This is a genomic window from Sphingomonas sp. 22176 (assembly GCF_052045505.1).
Classification (GTDB): domain Bacteria; phylum Pseudomonadota; class Alphaproteobacteria; order Sphingomonadales; family Sphingomonadaceae; genus Sphingomonas.
In genome coordinates this window covers 20200-42059 of record NZ_JBQEPL010000013.1, presented here as the reverse complement: position 1 = coordinate 42059, position 21860 = coordinate 20200, and the positions used below count along the sequence as shown (strand labels likewise).

General features: G+C 62.4%; 21 protein-coding genes, 1 tRNA gene and 2 rRNA genes. 17 read left to right on the top strand and 7 right to left on the bottom strand.

Annotated elements, in window-relative coordinates:
- Window positions 1-143 precede the first annotated feature (143 nt).
- The 11 genes from ACTJKY_RS21315 (at window position 144) to ACTJKY_RS21265 (ending at window position 10435) form a co-directional block, all read left to right on the top strand.
- Window positions 144-2939, top strand: a 23S ribosomal RNA gene (locus tag ACTJKY_RS21315).
- 121 nt (window positions 2940-3060) lie between these two features.
- Window positions 3061-3175, top strand: a 5S ribosomal RNA gene (gene rrf, locus ACTJKY_RS21310).
- 89 nt (window positions 3176-3264) lie between these two features.
- Window positions 3265-3341: transfer RNA gene (locus tag ACTJKY_RS21305), tRNA-Met, on the top strand.
- Between the two features lie 188 nt (window positions 3342-3529).
- Complete coding sequence (locus ACTJKY_RS21300) at window positions 3530-4753, top strand: tyrosine-type recombinase/integrase (RefSeq protein ID WP_440848082.1); 1224 nt, start codon at window positions 3530-3532, stop codon at window positions 4751-4753.
- A gap of 137 nt (window positions 4754-4890) precedes the next feature.
- Window positions 4891-5724: a metallophosphoesterase family protein gene (locus ACTJKY_RS21295; protein WP_440848081.1), complete on the top strand. Its 834-nt coding sequence runs from the start codon at window positions 4891-4893 to the stop codon at window positions 5722-5724.
- A 586-nt stretch (window positions 5725-6310) separates the two neighbouring features.
- Complete coding sequence (locus ACTJKY_RS21290) at window positions 6311-7072, top strand: SDR family oxidoreductase (RefSeq protein ID WP_440848080.1); 762 nt, start codon at window positions 6311-6313, stop codon at window positions 7070-7072.
- The gene (locus ACTJKY_RS21285) at window positions 7069-7494 is read left to right on the top strand and encodes a hypothetical protein (RefSeq protein ID WP_440848079.1); all 426 of its coding nucleotides are present in this window, start codon (window positions 7069-7071) and stop codon (window positions 7492-7494) included. Before ACTJKY_RS21290 ends, ACTJKY_RS21285 begins: the two co-directional genes overlap by 4 nt.
- The gene (locus ACTJKY_RS21280; RefSeq protein WP_440848078.1) at window positions 7491-8384 is read left to right on the top strand and encodes a sigma-70 family RNA polymerase sigma factor; all 894 of its coding nucleotides are present in this window, start codon (window positions 7491-7493) and stop codon (window positions 8382-8384) included. Before ACTJKY_RS21285 ends, ACTJKY_RS21280 begins: the two co-directional genes overlap by 4 nt.
- 133 nt (window positions 8385-8517) lie before the next feature.
- On the top strand, window positions 8518-8973 hold the full coding sequence (locus ACTJKY_RS21275; protein WP_440848077.1) for a carboxymuconolactone decarboxylase family protein: 456 nt from the start codon (window positions 8518-8520) through the stop codon (window positions 8971-8973).
- A 57-nt stretch (window positions 8974-9030) separates the two neighbouring features.
- Window positions 9031-9435: a YybH family protein gene (locus ACTJKY_RS21270; protein WP_440848076.1), complete on the top strand. Its 405-nt coding sequence runs from the start codon at window positions 9031-9033 to the stop codon at window positions 9433-9435.
- 79 nt (window positions 9436-9514) lie between these two features.
- Window positions 9515-10435, top strand: coding sequence for an SDR family NAD(P)-dependent oxidoreductase (locus tag ACTJKY_RS21265; protein WP_440848075.1), 921 nt, complete (start codon window positions 9515-9517; stop codon window positions 10433-10435).
- A gap of 230 nt (window positions 10436-10665) precedes the next feature.
- Here ACTJKY_RS21265 and ACTJKY_RS21260 read toward each other — a convergent pair whose 3' ends face one another.
- From ACTJKY_RS21260 to ACTJKY_RS21250, 3 genes are all read right to left on the bottom strand, one after another.
- Window positions 10666-12105, bottom strand: coding sequence for an IS1182 family transposase (locus tag ACTJKY_RS21260; RefSeq protein WP_440848074.1), 1440 nt, complete (start codon window positions 12103-12105; stop codon window positions 10666-10668).
- Between the two features lie 351 nt (window positions 12106-12456).
- Window positions 12457-13608, bottom strand: coding sequence for an epoxide hydrolase family protein (locus ACTJKY_RS21255; RefSeq protein ID WP_440848073.1), 1152 nt, complete (start codon window positions 13606-13608; stop codon window positions 12457-12459).
- 32 nt (window positions 13609-13640) lie between these two features.
- On the bottom strand, window positions 13641-14534 hold the full coding sequence (locus tag ACTJKY_RS21250) for an NmrA family NAD(P)-binding protein (protein ID WP_440848072.1): 894 nt from the start codon (window positions 14532-14534) through the stop codon (window positions 13641-13643).
- A gap of 104 nt (window positions 14535-14638) precedes the next feature.
- Here ACTJKY_RS21250 and ACTJKY_RS21245 point away from each other — a divergent pair, with 104 nt between their 5' ends.
- Window positions 14639-15538, top strand: coding sequence for a LysR family transcriptional regulator (locus tag ACTJKY_RS21245; protein ID WP_440848071.1), 900 nt, complete (start codon window positions 14639-14641; stop codon window positions 15536-15538).
- Between the two features lie 223 nt (window positions 15539-15761).
- On the opposite strand, the gene ACTJKY_RS21240 is transcribed toward ACTJKY_RS21245, so the two are convergent.
- From ACTJKY_RS21240 to ACTJKY_RS21230, 3 genes are all read right to left on the bottom strand, one after another.
- Window positions 15762-16496, bottom strand: a complete 735-nt coding sequence (locus tag ACTJKY_RS21240) for a hypothetical protein (protein ID WP_440848070.1) — start codon at window positions 16494-16496, stop codon at window positions 15762-15764.
- 391 nt (window positions 16497-16887) lie between these two features.
- On the bottom strand, window positions 16888-17295 hold the full coding sequence (locus tag ACTJKY_RS21235) for a hypothetical protein (RefSeq protein WP_440848069.1): 408 nt from the start codon (window positions 17293-17295) through the stop codon (window positions 16888-16890).
- Window positions 17296-17583: 288 nt separating this feature from the next.
- Window positions 17584-17799, bottom strand: a complete 216-nt coding sequence (locus ACTJKY_RS21230) for a helix-turn-helix transcriptional regulator (RefSeq protein WP_440848068.1) — start codon at window positions 17797-17799, stop codon at window positions 17584-17586.
- 764 nt (window positions 17800-18563) lie between these two features.
- Here ACTJKY_RS21230 and ACTJKY_RS21225 point away from each other — a divergent pair.
- The 5 genes from ACTJKY_RS21225 (at window position 18564) to ACTJKY_RS21205 (ending at window position 21309) form a co-directional block, all read left to right on the top strand.
- A complete protein-coding gene (locus ACTJKY_RS21225; protein ID WP_440848067.1) occupies window positions 18564-19472 on the top strand; it encodes an ArdC family protein in 909 nt (302 codons plus the stop codon).
- On the top strand, window positions 19469-19678 hold the full coding sequence (locus tag ACTJKY_RS21220; RefSeq protein ID WP_440848066.1) for a sigma factor-like helix-turn-helix DNA-binding protein: 210 nt from the start codon (window positions 19469-19471) through the stop codon (window positions 19676-19678). Before ACTJKY_RS21225 ends, ACTJKY_RS21220 begins: the two co-directional genes overlap by 4 nt.
- Before the next feature lie 70 nt (window positions 19679-19748).
- Window positions 19749-20669, top strand: coding sequence for a HEPN domain-containing protein (locus tag ACTJKY_RS21215; RefSeq protein WP_440848065.1), 921 nt, complete (start codon window positions 19749-19751; stop codon window positions 20667-20669).
- A gap of 73 nt (window positions 20670-20742) precedes the next feature.
- Window positions 20743-21018: an HU family DNA-binding protein gene (locus ACTJKY_RS21210; RefSeq protein WP_440848064.1), complete on the top strand. Its 276-nt coding sequence runs from the start codon at window positions 20743-20745 to the stop codon at window positions 21016-21018.
- 30 nt (window positions 21019-21048) lie between these two features.
- Window positions 21049-21309, top strand: a complete 261-nt coding sequence (locus ACTJKY_RS21205; RefSeq protein WP_440848063.1) for a YbaK/EbsC family protein — start codon at window positions 21049-21051, stop codon at window positions 21307-21309.
- Here the strand turns inward: ACTJKY_RS21205 and ACTJKY_RS21200 are convergent.
- Window positions 21302-21811 carry a MucR family transcriptional regulator gene (locus ACTJKY_RS21200; protein ID WP_440848062.1) on the bottom strand — a complete coding sequence of 170 codons (510 nt, stop codon included), beginning with the start codon at window positions 21809-21811 and terminating at the stop codon, window positions 21302-21304. The two genes, ACTJKY_RS21205 and ACTJKY_RS21200, sit on opposite strands and share 8 nt — an antisense overlap.
- Window positions 21812-21860: the final 49 nt, after the last annotated feature.

Genomic DNA, 21860 nt, shown 5'->3' with positions numbered 1-21860 from the left:
TTTCAGTCGTGAGACTGGATCGACAGCTGTCCAATTAAAGGCTGAGATTTTCATCCACACCGATATGCCGCGCACGCTGCTCTGCCGAGTTGGTGTTTGCCGTAAGGCAAGCGCCCAGCGTTGTCGTTGGTGGTGTGGACTCTCAAGCGTGAGGTAAGGGCATTTGGTGGATGCCTTGGCATGTACAGGCGATGAAGGACGTGGCACGCTGCGATAAGCGTCGGTGAGCTGTGAGCAAGCTTTGACCCGACGATTTCCGAATGGGGAAACCCACCTTCACCAATTAATTCAGTGGTTGAGCAATCAACGACCGAGTTAATTGGGGCAAGGTATCACCGAAGTGAATACATAGCTTTGGTGAAGCGAACCCGGCGAACTGAAACATCTCAGTACCCGGAGGAAAAGACATCAACCGAGATTCCGTTAGTAGTGGCGAGCGAACGCGGACCAGGCCAGTGCCTGATATTCAACTAGCAGAACAACCTGGAAAGGTTGGCCATAGCGGGTGACAGCCCCGTATGCGAAAGTGATGTATCAGGACTCGAGTAGGGCGGAACACGTGAAATTCTGTCTGAACATGGGGGGACCACCCTCCAAGCCTAAATACTCGTACATGACCGATAGCGAACTAGTACCGTGAGGGAAAGGTGAAAAGCACCCCGATGAGGGGAGTGAAACAGTACCTGAAACCGAATGCCTACAAGCAGTGGGAGGGGCTTTATGCCCTGACCGCGTACCTCTTGCATAATGGGTCTGTGACTTAATGTATCAAGCAAGCTTAAGCCGATAGGTGTAGGCGCAGCGAAAGCGAGTCTGAATAGGGCGACTTAGTTTGATGCATTAGACCCGAAACCCGGCGATCTATGCATGACCAGGATGAAGGTGCGGTAACACGCACTGGAGGTCCGAACCGATTAACGTTGAAAAGTTACCGGATGAGTTGTGCTTAGGGGTGAAAGGCCAATCAAGCCGGGAAATAGCTGGTTCTCCGCGAAAACTATTGAGGTAGTGCCTCGGATGAACACCCTAGGGGGTAGAGCACTGGATGGATGCGGGGGTCGCGAGATCTACCAACTCTAACCAAACTCCGAATACCTAGGAGTGATATCCGGGAGACAGACGGCGGGTGCTAAGGTCCGTCGTCAAAAGGGAAACAGCCCTGACCTACAGCTAAGGTCCCCAAGTCACGTCTAAGTGGGAAAGCATGTGGGAATCCCAAAACAACCAGGAGGTTGGCTTAGAAGCAGCCATCCTTTAAAGAAAGCGTAACAGCTCACTGGTCTAAATAAGGGTTCCTGCGGCGAAGATGTAACGGGGCTCAAGACGTGCACCGAAGCTTAGGGTGTGATCGTTTACGATCACGCGGTAGCGGAGCGTTCCGTAAGCCTGTGAAGTGGAAGGGTAACCGACCATGGAGGTATCGGAAGTGCGAATGCAGACATGAGTAGCGATAAAGAGGGTGAGATGCCCTCTCGCCGAAAGACCAAGGGTTCCTGCGCAAGGCTAATCCGCGCAGGGTGAGCCGGCCCCTAAGACGAGCCCGAAGGGGGTAGTCGATGGGAACCACGTTAATATTCGTGGGCCTGGTGGTGTGTGACGGATTGCGTGTGTTGTCAGCTCTTAACGGATTGAGCTGGCTTCGAAGCAGTCCCGGGAAATAGCCCCACCGTATAGACCGTACCCGAAACCGACACAGGTGGTCAGGTAGAGTATACCAAGGCGCTTGAGAGAAGTGTCCTGAAGGAACTCGGCAAATTGCCTCCGTACCTTCGGAAGAAGGAGGCCCTACATAGGCGCAAGCTCTTGTAGGGGGCACAGGCCAGGGGGTAGCGACTGTTTAGCAAAAACACAGGGCTCTGCTAAGTCGGCTTCAAGACGACGTATAGGGCCTGACGCCTGCCCGGTGCCTGAAGGTTAAGTGGAGGAGTGCAAGCTCCGAAATGAAGCCCAGGTAAACGGCGGCCGTAACTATAACGGTCCTAAGGTAGCGAAATTCCTTGTCGGGTAAGTTCCGACCTGCACGAATGGCGTAACGACTTCCCCACTGTCTCCAGGACATGCTCAGCGAAATTGAATTCTCCGTGAAGATGCGGAGTACCCGCGGTTAGACGGAAAGACCCCGTGCACCTTTACTGCAGCTTCAGAGTGGCAGTGGAGAACAACTGTGTAGAATAGGTGGGAGGCTTTGAAGCATCGGCGCCAGCTGATGTGGAGCCACCAAGTGAAATACCACCCTGTTGTTCTTTACTGTCTAACCTCGTACCGTCATCCGGTACAGGGACCCTCTGTGGCGGGTAGTTTGACTGGGGCGGTCGCCTCCTAAAGAGTAACGGAGGCGCGCGAAGGTTGGCTCAGGCCGGTTGGAAACCGGCTGTTAGAGTGCAATGGCATAAGCCAGCCTGACTGCGAGACTGACAAGTCGAGCAGAGACGAAAGTCGGTCATAGTGATCCGGTGGTCCCTCGTGGAAGGGCCATCGCTCAACGGATAAAAGGTACGCCGGGGATAACAGGCTGATAACCCCCAAGAGCTCATATCGACGGGGTTGTTTGGCACCTCGATGTCGGCTCATCACATCCTGGGGCTGGAGCAGGTCCCAAGGGTTTGGCTGTTCGCCAATTAAAGTGGTACGTGAGCTGGGTTCAGAACGTCGCGAGACAGTTTGGTCCCTATCTGCCGTGGGCGTCGAAATTTGAGAGGAGTTGACCCTAGTACGAGAGGACCGGGTTGAACATACCTCTGGTGTACCAGTCGTTCTGCCAAGAGCGCAGCTGGGTAGCTATGTATGGACGGGATAACCGCTGAAAGCATCTAAGCGGGAAGCCTCCCTCGAGATAAGATTTCATAGAGCGGTCGAAGACCACGACCTTGATAGATCGGATGTGGAAGCGCGGTAACGCGTGGAGCTAACCGATACTAATTGCTCTTTTCGCGCTTGAGAGTTTCACACCCCCATCGACAACCCTGGGTTGTCTGGATCCGGGTGGATGAACATTCCAGCCTTTGACAGTGCACGATTTGAAAACCCCATGTTTCCCCAAACGCCACACCTGCTTCATTGCTTGGTGGCCATAGCGTCTGTGACCCACCCGATCCCATCCCGAACTCGGCCGTGAAACCAGACAGCGCCGATGGTACTATTGCTCAAGCAATGGAAGAGTAGGTCGCCGCCAGGCATTGAAGCCGGTGTCGCGTCTGGACCCAGGAAACACGGAAAACCCATTCACATGTCCCCCGTTCGCCCTACCAAGGGCACCAGCATTGGCGCGGGGTGGAGCAGCCCGGTAGCTCGTCAGGCTCATAACCTGAAGGCCGCAGGTTCAAATCCTGCCCCCGCAACCAAACTCACACGTACCAAACCGCTTCAGGAACTCCTGAGGCGGTTTTTTTATGCCTGTTTTCCATGGCTTACGCCCGAGTCGCGACGTCTCAGATGGTTCCTTCGGACTCCATCGAACGCCAGGACGTCGATTTGCTTTTGGGGGTATTTTCTGGGGTAATCGCCGCAACCCCCAGCGGAGTACCCCCAGATGGCGCTCAAGGAACTCGAAGTCCGCTACGCGACCAAGCGGCAGAAGGACTACAAACTCGCCGACGGCGAAGGCCTCTACCTGCTCGTCCGACCCAATGGCTCGAAGCTCTGGCGGATGAAGTACCGCTTCGACGGCAAGGAGAAACTGCTCTCCTTCGGGCGCTATCCCGATCTCAGCCTTGCAGAGGCGCGGCTGCGCCGCGCCGAGGCGAGGGTGGCGCTGGGGCAGGGCAGAGACCCCGGCGCCAGCAACAAGTCGCCGGTTGGCAAGACCTTCGAGCAGGCGGCCCGCGCCTGGCATGAGAACCGGGAGAGCAATCTCGACGAAGGCCATGCCAGGCGGCTGATGACGCGGCTCGAGCGGGATGCCTTTCCGGTGATCGGCGATCGGCCGCTTCGGTCTATCACCAGCGCCGACGTGCTGGCCATGGTCCGGACCGTGGAAGCGCGTGGCGCACTCGACGTCAGCCGGCGGATCAAGCAGCATGTCAGCCAGATCTATCGCTTCGCCATCCCGCAGGGCTGGGCTGATCAGGATCCGGCGGCCTATCTCTCCGACCTGTTGAAGCCTAAGCCGCGCGTGCGGCACATGGCACGAGTGGGATTGCAGGAGCTGCCGGCACTGTTGCAGGCGATCGATAGCTACGATGGCGAGGAGAACCCTCGGCGGCGTGCCGTCACCCGTGCGGCGTTGCTGTTCACGCTGCTGACCTGGGCACGTACCAACGAGACGCGGCTAGCCCGATGGGACGAGTTCGAGGGGCTCGATGGATCGGAGCCGATTTGGCGCGTGCCAGCGCAGCGGATGAAGATGGAGCGCGAACACATCGTGCCCCTTTCGCGTCAGGTCGTGTCGCTGCTTGAAGACGTTCAGAGCTATTCATCTGGCGCCTACGTCTTTGGCGGCGACAAGCTTGGGCAGCCCATTTCCCAGAACACCATGATCTACGGCTGCTACCGCATGGGCTATCGCGGACGACAGACCGTCCATGGCTTCCGAGGTCTGGCCTCCACGTGGGCGAATGAAGCCGAGTGCTATAGAGCGGACTGGATCGAGATGGCGCTCGCCCATGCCGACCGTGACGACGTCCGCCGCGCGTACAACAGCGCGCTGTACCTCTCGCCTCGAAGGCGCATGCTGCAGGAATGGGCGGATCATGTCCACGGGTTCCTGCTGCCGAAGCAGAACATCAATGAGGCAGCCGTTCAGAGAGTTGCATAAAACCCTCGGACGGCACGCGGCTGCTGCGCGCCCACTTCCTGCCGCTCAGAGGTTCCGTAGCGCTCCCTAAAAGCGGTCATGGGTAGCCCTCCGTCGGACGACGTGAAACCCCTATGCCATATCGCCGTTGAGCGGCGATGGCAGCTATTGCACATCTTTCGGATATCCACTTCGGAGCCAACGACCCCAAGATTGTAGCCGCGACCGAGGCTTGGCTGCAGGCCCGCCAGCCTGACCTGGTGATCATAAGCGGAGACCTCACGCAGCGTGCGCGCGTCAGCCAGTTTCGTCAGGCCGCCGCTTATGTGAATCGCCTTCGCGCAGCCGGCCACAACCTGTTGGTGGTACCCGGAAACCATGATGTGCCCCTCTATGACGTCGTTCGGCGGTTTGCGGCACCGCTTCAGCGGTACAAGCGCTTCATCTCAAACGATCTTTGCCCGTGGTTTGAGAATGACGAGATCAGCGTCCTCGGGATCAACACCGCCCGTTCGCTTACGATCAAAGACGGTCGGGTTAATCGCGAGCAGATCGCCTTGATGAGAGGACGCTTCGCGACGGTCAGCTCAAGCAAGACGAAGATCCTGGTCACCCACCACCCGCTCTTCTCGATGCCGATCGGCGCTGGCGGCGAACTAAGCGAAGCGGTCGGTCGACATGATGAGGCAGTCAAGGGCGCGTGCGAGGCTGGGGTGCACATAGCCCTCGCGGGGCATTTCCACAGGACCTATGCCGAATCCGCGCGGAAGATGGCTGAGAAGGCGGGCTCCGCGATCATCGTCCAGGCAGGGACCGCTACCTCGACCAGGCTACGAAATGCGGAGCCGCAGAGCTTCAATTGGCTTGAAGTAGCCAGCCATGACCGTTTCAGCCTTCAAGTGATTGCGTGGGGCGGCACGTCGTTCCTCGAAGCCAGCAAGGTTGCCTTCACGTACGACGGTGGGGATTGGCAATCCCGTAAGGACCTCTGATCACCCGCGGGCTCTCGCCGCAGGGGTTGCGGCTCTACGCCTGCGCTTGCGTGTGAGAAGGCCGTGATTCCGATCGAATAGCGAAGATGCGCTCGGACGTTACCCGTCGGCGCGCCTGGGTCGCTTTATAGTTTGCCACCCCCGCCAGGAGTGGGGGATCTCGGAGGTGGCGAGAACCTCATTAAGGGCTCGATCTTAACGCACTTCCCCGCGGCGTATCCGGGTTGTTCCGCGCGCGCAGGGTGGCGGCCGGCCGTCGATCTCATCAGTAGTGTGAACGGCCAAGCCGGCGAGCGAAGGGTGCTAGGCAGCTGCGCGCCCACTTTTAGTCTTTCAGCCGGCTAACCGGGCCTTCCGAAAGCGGACGCAGACTGAATGGTGCGTAGGGGTGGCTGCTGGCTGAAGTGGCAGGAGTCGACCAAATGAAGCCGTTCCTCGCCAGCCCCGGGGAACGGCGGCAAACGCTGCGACCTGCCGTTCCCACCGTTGCCTCAAGCACCACTAGCACGGGCGAAAAAATGATCGCTCATGTCACACCGCTTCCGGCTGCCTCGTCATGCGCTCAGCACATGCAGAAGACGTGGACATGAAAATTGTTATCCTCGGCGGTTCCGGCCTCGTCGGCTGTCAACTCGTCGCCAAGCTCGCCGGTCTGGGCCATGACGCGGTCGCCGCGTCTTCAAGCAATGGCGTCGACAGCATGACCGGAGCCGGGCTCCTCGCCGCGTTCACCGGAGCGCAGGTGGTTGTGGACGTCACTAACCCCAAGTCGTTCGAAGACGATACCGTCATCGATTTCTTTCGTTCGTCCGCGGGGAACATCGCCGCCGCCGCTCGGAAGGCCGGCGTGAGCCATCTGCTGGTCCTCTCGATCGTCGGCACCGACCGGCTGCAGAACTCCGGCTACTTTCGCGGCAAGCTCGCCCAGGAGCAGGCCTTCGTGGACAGCGGCGTTCCCTTCACGATCGTCCGAGCGACCCAATTCTTTGAGTTCCTGCGCACGATTGCGGACGGTCACACGCAGGACGGCGTGGCGTATCTGCCGACCTTCGTGTTCCAGCCCATGGCGTCGGCTGACGTTGCACTCGCACTCGCGAATGCCGTCACCTCACAGCCGGTGAATGGCATCATCGAGATCGCCGGGCCGGACCGCGCTCCGCTCTCCGAGTTCGTCGGGACTTGGCTGGGGGCGCAGGACGATCCTCGCGGCATCGTGCCCGACGAGGGCGCCGGCTACTTCGGAGCGCCAGCCGACGATACAACGCTGGTCCCCGGTGACGATGCCCGCCTGATGCCGACCCGGTTCGAGGTTTGGCTCGAAGCGCAACCCGCGAAGGCCGCAGCATGATCAACACGCGATCCATCATCCTGGGGGTAACGACCGCACTCGGGCTCGTCGGGGTGGTCAACGGCACCTTCATGCTGCGCGATCCGATGTACTGGTATTTTGCTGTCCCGGGCGACGCCTCGACGGGCGCGTTCAACCAGCACTTCGTCCACGACGACGGACTGATCTTCTTGCTGGTTGGGGCGGTCCTGCTGATCGGCGTCCTGCGGCAACCCGTGCCAACCGCCTTGTGGAGCACTGCCGCGCTATGGCTTCGTGGCCACGCGATGTCCCAGCTGCGGGAAGTGGCGGTCGGGAATTGCGGCCCAGGCGCGATCGGGCGGAACTTTCCGGCGGTGCCGCTCCCGGCTATCCTGACGGCGGCACTTGCAGGATGGGCGTCGTGTGACGCGCGGGTGAACGGCCGGAGGGCGATCGCATGACTGCGAAACCAGAGGATGGCTCTGCATTGCGCCTCTCGGACTTCAAGGCCGAACGGGCGCGCCTGCTGCGGCTGGCCTACCGAATGCTCGGCTCGGTGAGCGAGGCCGAGGATATAGTCCAGGAGGCGTGGCTGCGCTGGTGCGACGTCCCTGGCGGCGTCGATAGTCCGGCGGCCTATCTCACTCGGATCGTGACGCGTCTGTGCCTTGACCAGCTCAAGTCGGCACGCGCTCGCCGCGAAACCTACGTTGGCGCCTGGCTCCCTGATCCGCTCGTCGGGACGACCGAGCGGGACGAGGCTCTGGCCGATGACGTGACGCTCACGCTGATGCTGGCGATGGAGCGGCTCTCGCCGCTTGAACGCGCGGCCTTTCTGCTACACGACGTCTTCGATACTCCGCTTCCCGAGATCGCGGCGGCGCTAGGGCGGGAACCGGCTGCCGTGCGTCAGCTTGCATCCCGGGCGCGCCGGCACGTCCAGTCCGCCGGGCCACGCTTCGCCCTGCAACCCAAGGAGGCTGAAGAGATCTCACGCGCCTTTTTCGCAGCTGCAGCTAGCGGAGATGCGAAGGCGCTGTCTGCGCTCCTCACCGAGGATGTCGCGATCCACGCCGACGGAGGCGGCAAGGTGTTGGCCTTCCGCAACGTCGTGCGGGGTCTGGAGCGCGCACTAAGGCTTTTCGAGGGGCTGAAGCGCAAGCACGTCGACTTGCCACGCTTCATCCGTCCAATAATGGTCGACGGACTTCCCGGCTATGTCAGCATCGAGCGCGGCGAGGTGCTTCAGACAACGGCGCTGGAGCTTCGCGAGGGACGGATCACCGCGATCTACATCGTCCGCAACCCAGATAAACTACGCCATGTCCAGGAAGCCTTGGGTCTTTTCTGACAGGCCGCGACGCGGTGGGCGCCCTCCGCCGTCTTTGTGACCGGAAAAAATTCGCGCGGGGATGTCACACCCCGCCGTCTCGGTTCGTCAATCCGGCACAGCCAGAAGGCTGGCGCACGTTGAAGGATTGATCATGGAAGAAAACAAGCGACTGGTCTGGCACGAGATCACGCCGGCGGGGGCGAAGGCGCTCGCAGGCGTCCACCACTATGTCACGACGAGCACAGACCTGCCCAGTGAGTTGATCCACCTCGTCTTCCTGCGCGTCTCCCAGATCAACGGCTGCGCCCACTGCATCGATCTGCACACGCGCGACCTCCTGAGGACGATGCCCGTAGACAAGGTCGCGCTTGTGCCGGTTTGGGCCGAGGTGCCGCAGCTATTCCCCGAGCAATACCGGGCTGCGCTGGCCTGGGCCGAAGAGGTGACGCGGGTTAGCGAGACCCATGCCTCGGATGAGTCCTATGCAGCGGCTTCAGAGGCATTCGCGCCGAAGGATCTAGTCGATCTCACGATCGCGATCGCCGCCATGAACGCCTTCAATCGCCTTGGTGCGCCCTTCCGACTGCCGGTGAGGGCGCATCCCTAAGCTCCCGGCCTCTTGCGACCCGCTGGTCTTCAATACGCTTCACAAGGACTTACGAATATGACCTCCAAGCCAGAGCTTTCCCGCACGCCCGAAGGCATAGTCCCATCACTCCTCCAGCACTTCAACTCGATGGACGTTGACATCATGTGCGGCTTTTACGAACCGGACGCGATCCTGGTGAGCGCCAACGGCGAGCCGCAGCGGGGCATCCCCGCCATCCGAGCAGAACTGCTCAAATACTACAGCGTGCGGCTGCCAATGGCGATCATCGCCCGCCACGTGTTCGTGGCTGACACGATCGCCTCGCTGGTGTTGGACTGGAACATCGTCGGCAAGACGCCGGAGGGGCAGGATTTCCACATGGTCGCGACGTCCAACGACATCGCCCGACGCGGCGAGGACGGCTACTGGCGCTACATCATCGACAATCCGTTCGGGACGCAGGTTCGGCAGCTCGCTTGACCAATAGCCTGCTCGCTCAGCTGGATCGCTTCTGACGCGCCTCAGCCGCTCCCACCAACCGAGATGCTTCGAGAGTTCCATGGACCGGCTATCGACACCCTTCGGCTTCCAATCCACAGCCGCGGACGTGCTCCGCGGCATCGACCTCGCCGGAAAGCGGATAATCGTAACGGGAGGCGCGGCCGGCATCGGTCTCGAGACCACCCGCGCGCTTCTACTCGCCGGAGCGCATGTCACCCTGGCGGTGCGGCGGCCGGAAGCTGCCGTTACCGTGGTGGAAGAGCTTCGCGGGCAGGTGCCCGGCGCTGCGATCGAAGTGCGTCCGCTCGACCTTGCCGACCTTCGCTCCGTTCGCGCGTTCGTGGAAGGTTGGTCCGGTTCGCTCCACGTGCTGATCAACAATGCCGGCATCATGGCTCTGCCCGAGCGGCAGCTGTCGCCGCAGGGTTTCGAGCTCCAGTTCGCGACCAACTACCTTGGCCACTTCGCGCTGACGTGGGGCTTGCGCGATGCACTGGCTTCGGCCGGGGGTGCCCGCGTCGTGTCGATCAGCTCGAGCGGGCATCTCTTTTCGCCGGTGATCTTCGACGACCTCAACTTCGACTTCGTGCCCTACACTCCGATCGGCGCCTACGGGCAGTCAAAGTCGGCCACAGCGCTGCTGTCCGTAGCCATCACGCGGCACTGGGCCGATCGCGGGATCGTCTCTAACGCCCTCAACCCCGGCGCGATAGCGACCGGCCTGCAGCGCCACACCGGCGGGCTCCGGACGCCTGTCGATCGACGCAAAACGCTGGAGCAGGGCGCAGCGACGAGCGTCCTCCTCGCAGCCTCGCCGCTCCTTGAGGGCAGCGGTGGGCGCTACTTCGAGGACTGCAACGAAGCGCCTTTGGTGACCTGCCGCCCCACGGACTTCTCAGGTGGCTTTGCGGCCTATGCGTTGGACGGCGACAACGCCGACCGGCTCTGGACCATCTCGCAGGCCCTGGCCCGCGCCTGAGCGCATTTGTTTCTTCCGGGATCGCTGCTTAACTTCAGTCTTCGTCGCAACCGTTTCTCGGCGACAAGGATGGCCGGTTTCAGCGATACCGGTCGTTCTTGGCGGCGGCAGCGACCGGGAGTTTTGTCCCACGAACGGCTGGCAGCTATCGACCCAGACCGTGTGAAAACGGCGGACGGTTATCGAAGGCATGTATGCAAAGACGCGCAAGCCCGTCGCGCGACGCGCGCTCAGGTGGCAATGGCGGTTAGAATCTTCCGGGTCCCGAGGATGCTGAGCGCGCGGGTCAGGTTATAAGCGAGAACATGGAGCGCCATCTCGGTTGAGACGTGCCGCTTGGTTTTCATGAGGAAGTGCGATGCACCCATTCGCGCCTTCAACGTGCCGAAGGGGTGTTCGACGGTCTGGCGCCGTACCCGCATTGCGTTGGGGTTTGCGTCCAAGCGCTGCTGCATGGCTTCGAGGATGTGCTCATGTTCCCAACGCGTGACCCTGCGTTCCGGGGCCGGTGTGCAACGCGCCTTGAGGGGGCATCTTGGGCAGGCACTTGTCCAGTATCGGCTTACCGTCAGACCCGCTTCCACGTTGGTGTAGCGATATGTCAGCGTCTCGCCGGCTGGGCAGCGATACGTGTCCTGATCGGGGATATAGACGAAGTCCTGCTTGCCATACCGTCCCGCCGCCTTGGCTTGCGAGGTCAACGGCTTTGGCAGTGTTACGGTGACGCCGGCCTGTTCGCTGGCGAGAATCTGTTCGCTGGAGAAATAGCCGCGATCGGCGACCACATCGAGTTGCTCTACGCCAAGAACCGCCTTGGCCTTGGTTGCCATGCCGCTGAGTTGCGCCCGATCGGTTCCGACGTTCGTCACCTCGTGCGTGACGATGATATGGTGGTCTGTGTCGACCGCCACCTGAACATTGTAGCCGACCACGCCTGTCCCGCGCCCACTCGACGACATTGATCGTGCGTCGGGATCGGTCAGCGATATCTGCTGATCCGGTGAAGACAGCATCTGCGTTTCCAACGCGTCCAGACGCCGCATCTCGTCACCGAGCCTGGCTATTTTTTCCTTGAGCCGCTCCGTCTTGGCGGCCATCCCCTCGGTCGGCTCCTGAAGGTCGGCCGTGTCGAGCTGGGAGAGGTACCGCGCGACGCTTTCCTCGATCTGTTGCCGTCGGCGCTGGAGCTTAGCCTTGGTGAAGTTGCGGTCGCGATTGTTGACCGCTTTGAATTTGCTGCCGTCGATGGCGACGCTTCGGCCAGCGAGCAGGCCCATCTCCCGGCACAGCAGGACGAAGCGGCTACAGACCCGTTTGATCGCCGCGCCGTTGTCGCGCCGGAAGTCCGCGATCGTCTTGTGATCGGGCGCGAGGCGCCCCACCAGCCACATCAGCTCGATGTTGCGACCGGCCTCGCGCTCCAGGCGACGGCTCGACTGGACCCGGTTCAGATAGCCATAGATGTAGAGCTTCAGCATCACCGACGGATGATACGACGGGCGTCCGGTCGATGCCGGTGCGACCCCCTCAAATCCAAGATCCCCAAGGTCCAGTGCATCGACGAACACGTCGACCGCCCGAACGGGATTCTCCTCGTCGATCCAATCGTCCATGCATAGCGGAAACAGCGTCGTCTGCGTGCGATCCGCGCCGGCAATGAAGCGACCCATGCGACCCTCCAAACTGTCGGATCATACTACCACATCTGCCGCGTTTTCACACGGTCTGGACCAGATATTGCCATTCACGTGTATCGGTCCGAAAGTCCGGATTTGACAGAAGCCGCCGATCGAGCGACGCCAATTGCCGGATATGAAGCACAGGCATCACTATTCAAGCGACTCCGCCCGCTGCCCGAAATCGGCCCGCGGTGGGAGTTGCGACAATCCTGTTCTTCCATCTCCGACGCGCCATTTCGGGAAAAAAATCGAGAACAGGACTCAAGGAGCCAAACCTGCTTTCCAAGTGCGGGCCTGGACAGTCTCCTTCTGCCCGCATGAGGTTCCCAATTAGGAACGACGCTATCTTTTCGATGCGAAGGTCGCCCGGATATCATCGACCAGCGCCGCGGGATTTTCCATCGCAGCGAAGTGGCCGCCGCGCTCGGGCTGGTTGTAGTGCCGCAGGTCGGCGAACCTCTTCTCCGCCCAGCGACGCGAGAGGCGCAGCGCCTCGCCGGGGAACATGCTGACGCCCGCCGGCAGCGGAACCGGACCGCCGGGCATGCCGCCCTGCGTCCGTGCATTGTCCCAATAGAAGCGCGCCGAACTCGCTCCGGCATTGGGCAGCCAGTAGAGCATGATGTCGTCGATTATATGGTCGAGCGGGATCACCCGCTTCGGCTCTCCGCCGCTATCACTCACGTCCTGGAAAAGGGCATAGGTCCAGGCTGCGAGCCCAACCGGCGAGTCCGCCAGTGCGAAGCCGACCGATTGCGGCCGGGTGTTTTGGAGCTTCATGTAGCCGGATTGCTCGGCCTCGTACCGTGCCATGGCAGCCAGCATCGCCTGCTCTTCCAGAGACGCCTCCGCCACTTCCTGATCGGTCGGCCGGAACAGGACCATGTTGAGGTGGATGCCGGAAAGCCCGGGCGCGCGCATATGCGCCAGCGCCGACACGACGGCCGCGCCCCAATCCCCGCCCTGCGCGAACCATTGCGCGCCATATCCGAGCCGCCGCATCAGCTCGACATAGGCGCCGGCGACCCGGGCGACGTTCCAACCAGGCTCGGTAGGCTTGTCCGAAAAGCCGAACCCCGGCATCGACGGGATGACCAGGTGGAACGCCTGCCGCGCATCACCGCCATGCGCCACCGGATCGGTCAGCGGTGCGACCATCTCGCGAAACTCGAGGATCGATCCCGGCCAGCCATGGGCCAGCAGCAACGGCACCGCGTCGGGCTCGGGCGAGCGGATATGGAGGAAGTGGATACCAATTCCGTCGATGACGGTGCGGCTGCTTCCCGAGGCATTGATAAGCGCCTCGGCAATGCGCCAGTCATACTCGTTCTGCCAGCGCTTCACGAGGGACCGGATCGCGGGAAGTGTCGGCCCCTGGCTGCCGTCGGTGACGGTGCCGGCATCGGGCCAGCGGGTGCGGGCCAACCGGTCGGCGAGGTCAGCTAGCTCGGTATCTGCGACCCGGATCGGAAACGGGGTGATGGCGTCGGTCATGGCAGGCTTGTCCTTTCCGCAGGGTCAGAGGCTCAAAGGGTGGGGGCGAGGACATCCGCGGCGCGTGACCAGTGGCGCTTGCCGTAGCGGGAATTGTCGAGGTCGTGCAGCTTGCCGCGGCCGGTCGACATGTCACGGAGATATTGCATCCCTTGCCACACGGGGAACGGTGCGTCGGTATTTGGGGTCAGCGCCCGCACCACCGCGATGATCGCGCTCAGGCGCCCGATGCCACCGGCACGCAGCAGCTTCCACGGCCGGCCATCCATTCCGGTCAGCAGCGCGGCAAGGCCACGCGGGCTGATCTGGTCGCCGGCGATCCGCAGATAGCGAGGTGCCGCTGGGTCCATCGCTGCGTCCGCGGTGAACGCCGCCACGTCGTCCTTGGTCGTGAAGTCGAACAGCTGGTCGGCGTTCCCCCAATAGAGGACGCGGCGTAGCTTGTGCAGGACGATCGGCGCTTCGCCTTCCAGCAGATCCGCGAACGGCCCGTTCAGGATCGACGTGGCACGAATCGGGGCGGCGTCGACTCGCGCTGCGAAGGTGCGACGCAGGTCCATGTTGCGGTTATCGCCCGGGCGCGTCGCCCGATAATCCAGGCTGAAGTCGGACGAAATGAAATGCGGCGTCCGCGCCGCGACGGCGGCATCAAGGAGCCGCCCTTGGACTCCCAGGATCACCGGCGCCGTGCCGTTCAGCGCCGAGACTACCGACACCGCGCCGGTGACGGCGCCGGTCAGCGCCGCCGCGTCATCGAAATCGACCGTGACCTGCTCGACCTGGTTCAGGATCAGCGTATCGAACGGACGCCGCACCAGCGCCCGCACAGACGCACCCTTCGCGGTCAGCGCCGTGACGATCCGAAACCCAAGGTCACCTGCGGCCCCTGCGACGGCCACCATCGGCTGGGTCTGCCCATCGTCCATCGCTTCGCACCTCCTGTTGTGTGATGCGATCGCAGATAGCTGTTGCGCTTCGTTGTGATTAGGCCGACCGATCGCGACAGGGTGTTGCGAAAAGTGAAACGACCATGGAATTGTCAGACCTACGCGCCTTCGCACGCATTACCGACCTGATGAGCGTGTCGGCTGCGGCCCGCGCCCTCGGCTTGCCGAAGTCGGGGGTCAGCCGAGCGCTTGCCAGACTGGAGCGGGATGTCGGGGTGCTCCTGGTCGATCGCTCGACGCGGCACTTGCGGCTGACCGACGCCGGCGCGCATTTCCGCCCGCACGCCCTGCGTATCCTGGCCGATGTCGACGAGGCGGGCGCTGCGCTCGATGGCCTTGGTGCCGTCCCTGCCGGTTCGCTCACGATCAGTCTGCCGTTTACGATCGCGACGGCGCTGGTCGCACCGATGCTGCCGGCGTTCATGGCGCGTTATCCGCAGGTCCGGGTCGTGCTGGCTGTCGAGAACCGATTCATAGACATGCCGGCTGATCCCGTCGACCTGATGATCCGTGTGGGGCCAATGGCCGACAGCGACCTGATCGTGCGTCGGCTGCTGGTATCGGAGACATGGCTGTGCGCCAGTCCTGACTATATTGCGGCGCGCGGTACGCCCCTTCGTGCCGCCGACCTGTCGGACCACCGCTTGATCGGCTATCATGATCGGACGATCGTGTACGTGGACGTCCCATCCGGCGATGCCGGCCGTATCGAGTTGGCACCCGCGATCGCGATCTCCGACGCTGCAGCGCTGCTTCCCGTGGTGCTGGCCGGTGCCGGGATCGCACCCTTGCCCGACTTTCTCGCCCGCTCTCTCGTGGCGGATGGTCGGCTCGTCAGACTGCGGCCGACCATCGCGCGCGAGCACAGCGTAATCCACGCCGTCTACCCCAGCCATCGCAGCCTCTCCGCAAAGGTGCGGGTCTTCATCGACGCACTGGCGGCGAGTATCTCGCACCTCGAACTTGGCGAGCAGGCTCTCTGAAGACGCCTCGATGCGATCTCAGGAACGCTTGACCATTACCACAATATCTTCCTTTTCGCGACACTCGAGAACGGCAGCTCTCGGTTGATCCCGCCTTTTGGCGAGACTTGCGCGGATGGCAGATTCGTCCCAGTTTTTGTCATTGATTGGGCCGACCTCAGCGCGACCCGTGCGTCTGTTGGTTGCAACCGTGATAATAGCCGTTCAAACCACAACGTGCCTCTTAAACAGTCGGTTCGGTCAACACTTCGAACGCTATGTTCGCGATCTCTGATGCGGCGAACTGCATCTGCGCGATCGGGGCTCCACCCCCCTCATGACGCTTGATACTGCCATCCTCCTCTATTCGAACGGTAAACCGGTCGACTCGGCTCAACACGACCATGGCGACCTTCTGGTCATCGTCTAAGGCAAGTCGATCAACGATCCCCTCATATGCTATGCTGGTTCCGTTGTGGCTGGTCTTGCTCACCACGTAGGCAACCACCACAGAGTTGCCGGCCTTCACCGCTTGAACCGCTGGGTTAAGCCAGCCGAAATCAATCGGGTCGAACGTGCCCTTGAAGGCTGCGGACTGAGCTGCTCGGCTGAATAGCCAGCCTGTGGCCGCGCCAAGGGCTCCGAGGAAGAAGATCCACCATTCTATTGCACCGTCTGTCAGGTCGCGGGCCGGGTGCTGGCTGGCAAGCAGCACACGATACACGTTCGGATCATAGGCAGTCGCGACACACAGACCTGTATTTTGACACCAGGCGGCTTGAGCGGCGAAGATGCCGGCACCAAGAATATGGCCAGCAATGGTGCCAGCTACGACAATGAACAGCGTGTTCGTGGAGTTTGGTTTCTCGGGCCGCGGCGCGAGGAAGTCGGTTCGCTCTCCAGCTCGTATCCCAACGAATGCGCAGAGCCCTGGAAAAAGAAGCAGCAGGGCTAAAACCAGTGTGTAGCTGAACGTCACAACGGCTACGCAGTCGCGGCAGTCTGCCTCTTCCGCTCCTGCTTCTCGCTTTCGGCAGGAACCAGATAGACGCCATTGCGGAGCCTGGAGGCCTTGCGTGCGGCTTCCCAGCTCCCAAAGCGACCGTGGATCCGCTCCCCGAGCTTGATCGATTCGTCAGTATTAACTCGCATCAGCTCCTCCTGGTCAGAACATAGCGCGGACAGGTTCCAAAACCAAGAACGCACACAAGTGACTTTGTGACGCACGATCCTGCTCGGAGGGCCGCCTACCCCTGAACGCCCACGCACCTGCAGCCAGGGGCAGCGGTCAGACCAAGAAGGCCCGACAATCGGGCGGCAGGCGAAAGCCTGTCGCCCTCCGCTATGATTAGGCCGTTCAGCCTTTGCACTCAGGGGTGGAAACCGGCGCATTGGCCCTTCCAAAGGTCGTCGAACAGCTTGCGGTTCTGGTCTATGATCGCCTGCGACACGCCAGACCCCGTTGCCCATAGCCGGTGCATCTCGACCTGCTTCACTCCGGTCTGGAAGTCGTAGATGAAGCGGATATAGCGAGGGTTACCACCGAACTCTGGGGGGGAATCGAACTGGCCGCACACCATATGCTGATCCGCGAACCCTTGCGAATACCAGACGCTATCGAACTTGAGCGGGGTGCGATAGCCATGATCGGCTGTTACCCATCTCTCGACGGCCGCCCGGCGGGCGCCGGTCACTTCAGCTGACGGACCGCCGCAGCCAGACAACAGCGTCACGGCGAAGGCGCATGCGGAAATTTCTAAAACATAATCGAGATGCATACGCTTCCCCCTAAGCCAACTGCATCGCTGCGCCTGCCGCGATGACAAGGCGCGCGCGCTGCCGGTCCATGTTCATGACCGGAACGAGCGTCGCGGCATTGCTGGCAGGGAAGGAGAGCTAAGCTGTTGGCGCTGATCATCGTTCCAGGAAAGGCAGAGACGCAATACCCGATAGCACGAGTCAGCGTCCCCAAGCCTACTGTCCGCTTTCGCATTTCCCGGCCTAAAAGCTGCCTGGCGGCTTACGGCCCATTAGCAGTCGCGGTGAATGCGTCTGAGAAGAACACCTCACGAGTGTAGGCCGGGCTCATCCGATGGGAGGCTGGCAAGCCACTCAGCGATAGCGGATTCCCGCCAGCCCATGCAGCGGGTGCTAATTCGGATGTTCTTCGGGAATGTGCCGGCTTCCATCTTTCGGTAGAGGGTGGAGCGGGTCAGGCCGGTGCGTGCGAGCACGGTCTTGATCCGGAGAATGTGATCTGGTGGGTCGGGTTGGATCTGCATTGCTATCACCTTGCATCGTTTTGGGGATTGGTGGAGCGCTCCGGGGCAAGTCTGAACCGGGTGGCTGGTCGGGAAAAGAGCCTCGTTCGGGTCAAATGGGGCCACTTGGTGACTCCCAGCCCCTGTCGGCGAACAGGCAACACCTGAGTTTTAATGCGGGTGTGCGAGGGCGTCTCAGCCTTTGGCGTGACTGCGCTCGCACGCCGCTGCACGGCGCCGAGTCGGCTGGGCCGTCTCGGGCCTTCGGGTTTTGATCGCGGACGCGGCCGATCCTGCGGATCGGCGGCCGGCAGGTGCTGGTAGCGGAACGCGGGTGCGGTGCGCGCGCTGGCGCACGCCTTCGGCGACACCAGGGCGCGCGAGGTGTTGTTTCCCGCGTGGCACACTTGCCCGGGCGGGAGGCACGGGCGGCGGCTGGCGCACGTGCTGGCGCGCGCACGCCGCCCGCGCGAGGCCCGCCCGGTTGCAAGGGTGCGGTTCTTGTCCGGGCGCCGGTGGCTCCCGGCAGCGCGGTCGCGCTGACAGGGTGGTCGCCGCGCCGGGGCGCGGCGGCGTTGATGCGCCGGCACGCGGACAGGGCAGGGGGAGCGTCGCTCGCCTTTAGTCCTGCCGCGGCATGCCGCAAGCCGGGCGATGCCCGGCTCCTCCTCTCCGTTGCGGCCCTGCGGGTGCGGCCTGCCTCTGACGGCAGGACTGCCGGTTCGCTCCTGCCGCTCCCCCCGCCCTTCCGGCGCCGGTTGCGGTGTTTTGGAAGGAGCAGGACAATGGGTGTTGGGCACGAGAACCGGACTAGCCTCTATGCCGAGGTGACGGGGCGGGTGATTGCCGAGCTGGAGCAGGGGCGGCTGCCCTGGGTGCAGCCTTGGGATGCCGCTGCGTGTGGATGTACGATGCCGGCGAATGCCGTGACGGGGCGGCGCTATTCGGGGATCAATGTGCTGATCCTCTGGGCGGCGGTGATCGAAGGGCGGTATGCTTCGCAGCGCTGGTTGACCTTTCGGCAGGCGCAGGCGGCGGGCGGGAGCGTGCGACGCGGCGAGCGGGGGACGACGATCTGTTATGCGGATCGCTTCACCCCGAAGGATGAGGCGGAGCGGGCGCGGGATGAAGATCGTGAGGCGCGGCAGCTGGCGTTTCTCAAGCGCTTTACCGTGTTCAACGTCGACCAGTGCGAGGGACTGCCCGAGCGGCTGGCGGTGGTGGAGCAGGGCGAGCCGGTGGCGGAGGCCGACTGCATTCCCGCCGCGCACGCGCTGATGGAAGCATGCGGGGCGGATATCCGGATCGGGGGTGGCGAAGCCTATTATAGCCCGGCGGGAGACTATGTCGCGGTGCCGCCGCAGCTCGCTTTCTACAACCGTATCAACTGGTATCGCACCGTGCTGCACGAGCTTGGGCACTGGAGCGGACACGGCTCTCGGCTCGACCGCGATCAGTCGGGCGCGTTCGGCAGCGCCGCCTATAGCCGGGAGGAGCTGGTTGCCGAGATGGCGAGCGCGTTCACCTGCGCGTCGCTGGCGATCCGGCCGACGGTGCGGCACGCCGATTATGTCGGCAGCTGGCTGGCGGTGCTGCGCGAGGATGAAAAGGCGATCTTTCGGGCGGCGAGCGCTGCCAGCAAGGCGGCGGACTATCTGCTCGGCTTCGTCGCGGATGGGGAGGCGGGGCAATGATGCGCTGGCTTCGTCTGCGGCGGATGCGCCGTGCTTTTCGCGCAATGCCCGAGCGCGATCGGGCGATCTTCGGATCGGTGCGATTCGACGATTGTGATTTCGTCGAAACGGCCGAATTGCATGGCTGCACGGTGGAAGAGGTCGAGCAGACCGTCGCCCGCGTGCTGATTGCGCTGGGTCGGGCGGAGCGGGGCGAGCAGCCATGAGCGATGCGACACCTCGCCCGGGGAACCAGGCGAGGTGTACGCCGCCGCATCAGCGCGTTAGGATCGATCCATGAGGACCAGCCTCGACCATCTGCCCCCAGCCAAGCAGCGCGAGCTGGAGCGCGTCGTCCAGATCCTGTTCGAGGAGTTTGGCGACGCGATCGCCATTGCCACGTCGGACTGGAAGAAGCAGGCGCGGATTCTCAAGGTCATTCTGTACGGCAGCTATGCGCGCGGGGGCTGGGTCGACGAACCCCATACCGCAAAGGGCTATCAATCGGACTTCGACCTGCTCGTGATCGTCAACAAGGACAAGCTCACCGATCGGGTGGAGTTCTGGGCGACCGCCGAGGATCGGCTCAACCGCGAACTGGCGATTACCAAGACGCTGCGCACGCCCATCAACTTCATCGTCCACACCCTGCAGGAGGTGAACGACGGGCTCGCACATGGGCGCTATTTCTTCATGGACGTCGCCCGCGATGGCATCGCGCTATACGAGAGCGAACCGAGTGAGCTGCATCAGCCCAAGCCGAAGACGCCACCGCAGGCGTTGGCGATGGCGCGGGAGTATTTTGTCGAGTGGTTTCCGAGCGCCGAGAAGTTCAAGCGAGCGGCCGATTTTCTGGCGGCAGAGGATGGACTTCGGGAAGCGGCATTCAACATGCACCAAGCCGCAGAACGCCTCTACCACTGCGTTTTACTGGTCTGCACCTTCTACACGCCGCACACCCACAATCTTGGATTTCTGCGCACCCAGGCCGAGCGGATCGATCCGCGCCTGGTCGACGCCTGGCCTCGCGACCAGCGTGGCGACCGTTCGCGATTCGAGAAGTTGAAAGAGGCTTATGTGAAGGCACGCTATTCGAAGCACTACCGCATCAGCGCCGAGGAGCTGGCGTGGCTGGGCGAACGCGTCGAAGTGTTGGGGCAGGCGGTGCAGGTGATCTGCGAAGAACGCATCGCGGCGCTGGAGCAAGCTGCCGCATGATTGCGCGCGTCGCTGGACAGGTTGATGGCCCGCACCTAGATGGCACGCCCCTTTTCACACGGAGAACACGTCCATGAACAATGCCGATCTCGCCGACCGCGTTTCCGAAGCTTACGGCCTCACCAAGGCGGACGCGCGCAAGCTGGTCGACGGCATTTTCGCCGCGATCACCGAAGCTGCAGCGGCTGGCGAGGAAGTGTCGCTGAACGGCTTCGGCAAGTTCAAGGTCAAGGAAAGCGCCGCACGTGAGGGCCGCAATCCTTCCACCGGCGAGGCGATCCAAATTGCAGCGTCGAAGAAGCTGGCCTTCACGCCCGCAAAGGCAGTGAAAGACAAGCTCAACGGCTGATGGGCATCGAGGCGGTCCGCCTTTCTGGAGGTGCCGGCACCCGACATTTCGATCATCGAACAGGCTTCGAGCACCGCGCCGGTGTTCAAAGCTGCCGCCACGCTTGATGTGCTGACGGGGCGTATCGCCAAGACGCTGTCACTGCGCGTCGGCGATGCGGTGGTGCTGGTCGTGGCGGCTGGCGATTACCGGCTCGACAATCGCAAGGTGAAGGATGTGCTGGGCAGTCGTCCGCGCATGCTCGCCCCGCGCCGAGGCATGCAGCCTCGGCGCGGGATTGAATTCAGGTAGTAGGTGCCGCCGTCGCGCGGGGCTTGCGCGCCGGCTTCGAGGCTGGCGCTTCGGCAGGCGCGTTGCGTGCTGCGCGGCCCTTGGCGCCCAGGCCGATCTTGTGCGCCATCGCGCGGCGCTGCTCCGAATAGGTCGGCGCCACCATCGGGTAATCCGCCTTCAGATTGTAGCGCGCGCGATATTCCTCAGGCGTCAGACCGTGCGTGCTCAGATGCCGGCGCAGCGTCCGATACGGCTTGCCGTCGATCAGCGAGATGATGTGGTCTTTCGAGGCCAGCGATTTGCGGACCGAGACGGCCGGCGTGAATTCTTCCGGCGCAGATTCTTCGCTCGCAACTTCCGCGCTCGCGACGCCACCTGAAAGTTCAATCACATCTGAATGCATCTTCCGCAGGAACGTGGACACGTCGTCCATCGTTGCGCGATTGTTCGGGTTCGACAACCAGGCAATGGTGAGGTCGCTGGCGAGTTCAACGGGATCGGTATTGTTCTGCTCAGACATTCTGCGTCCCTGCTCCTTGTTTTTCGGCATGCTGCCGACAACAGGATTA

Excerpts from the sequence above, each read along its gene's own strand:
- ACTJKY_RS21300 (WP_440848082.1), top strand. The coding sequence starts at position 3,530 with ATGGCGCTCAAGGAACTCGAAGTCCGCTACGCGACCAAGCGGCAGAAG.
- ACTJKY_RS21295 (WP_440848081.1), top strand. The coding sequence starts at position 4,891 with ATGGCAGCTATTGCACATCTTTCGGATATCCACTTCGGAGCCAACGAC.
- ACTJKY_RS21290 (WP_440848080.1), top strand. The coding sequence starts at position 6,311 with ATGAAAATTGTTATCCTCGGCGGTTCCGGCCTCGTCGGCTGTCAACTC.
- ACTJKY_RS21285 (WP_440848079.1), top strand. The coding sequence starts at position 7,069 with ATGATCAACACGCGATCCATCATCCTGGGGGTAACGACCGCACTCGGG.
- ACTJKY_RS21280 (WP_440848078.1), top strand. The coding sequence starts at position 7,491 with ATGACTGCGAAACCAGAGGATGGCTCTGCATTGCGCCTCTCGGACTTC.
- ACTJKY_RS21275 (WP_440848077.1), top strand. The coding sequence starts at position 8,518 with ATGGAAGAAAACAAGCGACTGGTCTGGCACGAGATCACGCCGGCGGGG.
- ACTJKY_RS21270 (WP_440848076.1), top strand. The coding sequence starts at position 9,031 with ATGACCTCCAAGCCAGAGCTTTCCCGCACGCCCGAAGGCATAGTCCCA.
- ACTJKY_RS21265 (WP_440848075.1), top strand. The coding sequence starts at position 9,515 with ATGGACCGGCTATCGACACCCTTCGGCTTCCAATCCACAGCCGCGGAC.
- ACTJKY_RS21260 (WP_440848074.1), bottom strand. The coding sequence starts at position 12,105 with ATGGGTCGCTTCATTGCCGGCGCGGATCGCACGCAGACGACGCTGTTT.
- ACTJKY_RS21255 (WP_440848073.1), bottom strand. The coding sequence starts at position 13,608 with ATGACCGACGCCATCACCCCGTTTCCGATCCGGGTCGCAGATACCGAG.
- ACTJKY_RS21250 (WP_440848072.1), bottom strand. The coding sequence starts at position 14,534 with ATGGACGATGGGCAGACCCAGCCGATGGTGGCCGTCGCAGGGGCCGCA.
- ACTJKY_RS21245 (WP_440848071.1), top strand. The coding sequence starts at position 14,639 with ATGGAATTGTCAGACCTACGCGCCTTCGCACGCATTACCGACCTGATG.
- ACTJKY_RS21235 (WP_440848069.1), bottom strand. The coding sequence starts at position 17,295 with ATGCATCTCGATTATGTTTTAGAAATTTCCGCATGCGCCTTCGCCGTG.
- ACTJKY_RS21230 (WP_440848068.1), bottom strand. The coding sequence starts at position 17,799 with ATGCAGATCCAACCCGACCCACCAGATCACATTCTCCGGATCAAGACC.
- ACTJKY_RS21225 (WP_440848067.1), top strand. The coding sequence starts at position 18,564 with ATGGGTGTTGGGCACGAGAACCGGACTAGCCTCTATGCCGAGGTGACG.
- ACTJKY_RS21220 (WP_440848066.1), top strand. The coding sequence starts at position 19,469 with ATGATGCGCTGGCTTCGTCTGCGGCGGATGCGCCGTGCTTTTCGCGCA.
- ACTJKY_RS21215 (WP_440848065.1), top strand. The coding sequence starts at position 19,749 with ATGAGGACCAGCCTCGACCATCTGCCCCCAGCCAAGCAGCGCGAGCTG.
- ACTJKY_RS21210 (WP_440848064.1), top strand. The coding sequence starts at position 20,743 with ATGAACAATGCCGATCTCGCCGACCGCGTTTCCGAAGCTTACGGCCTC.
- ACTJKY_RS21200 (WP_440848062.1), bottom strand. The coding sequence starts at position 21,811 with ATGTCTGAGCAGAACAATACCGATCCCGTTGAACTCGCCAGCGACCTC.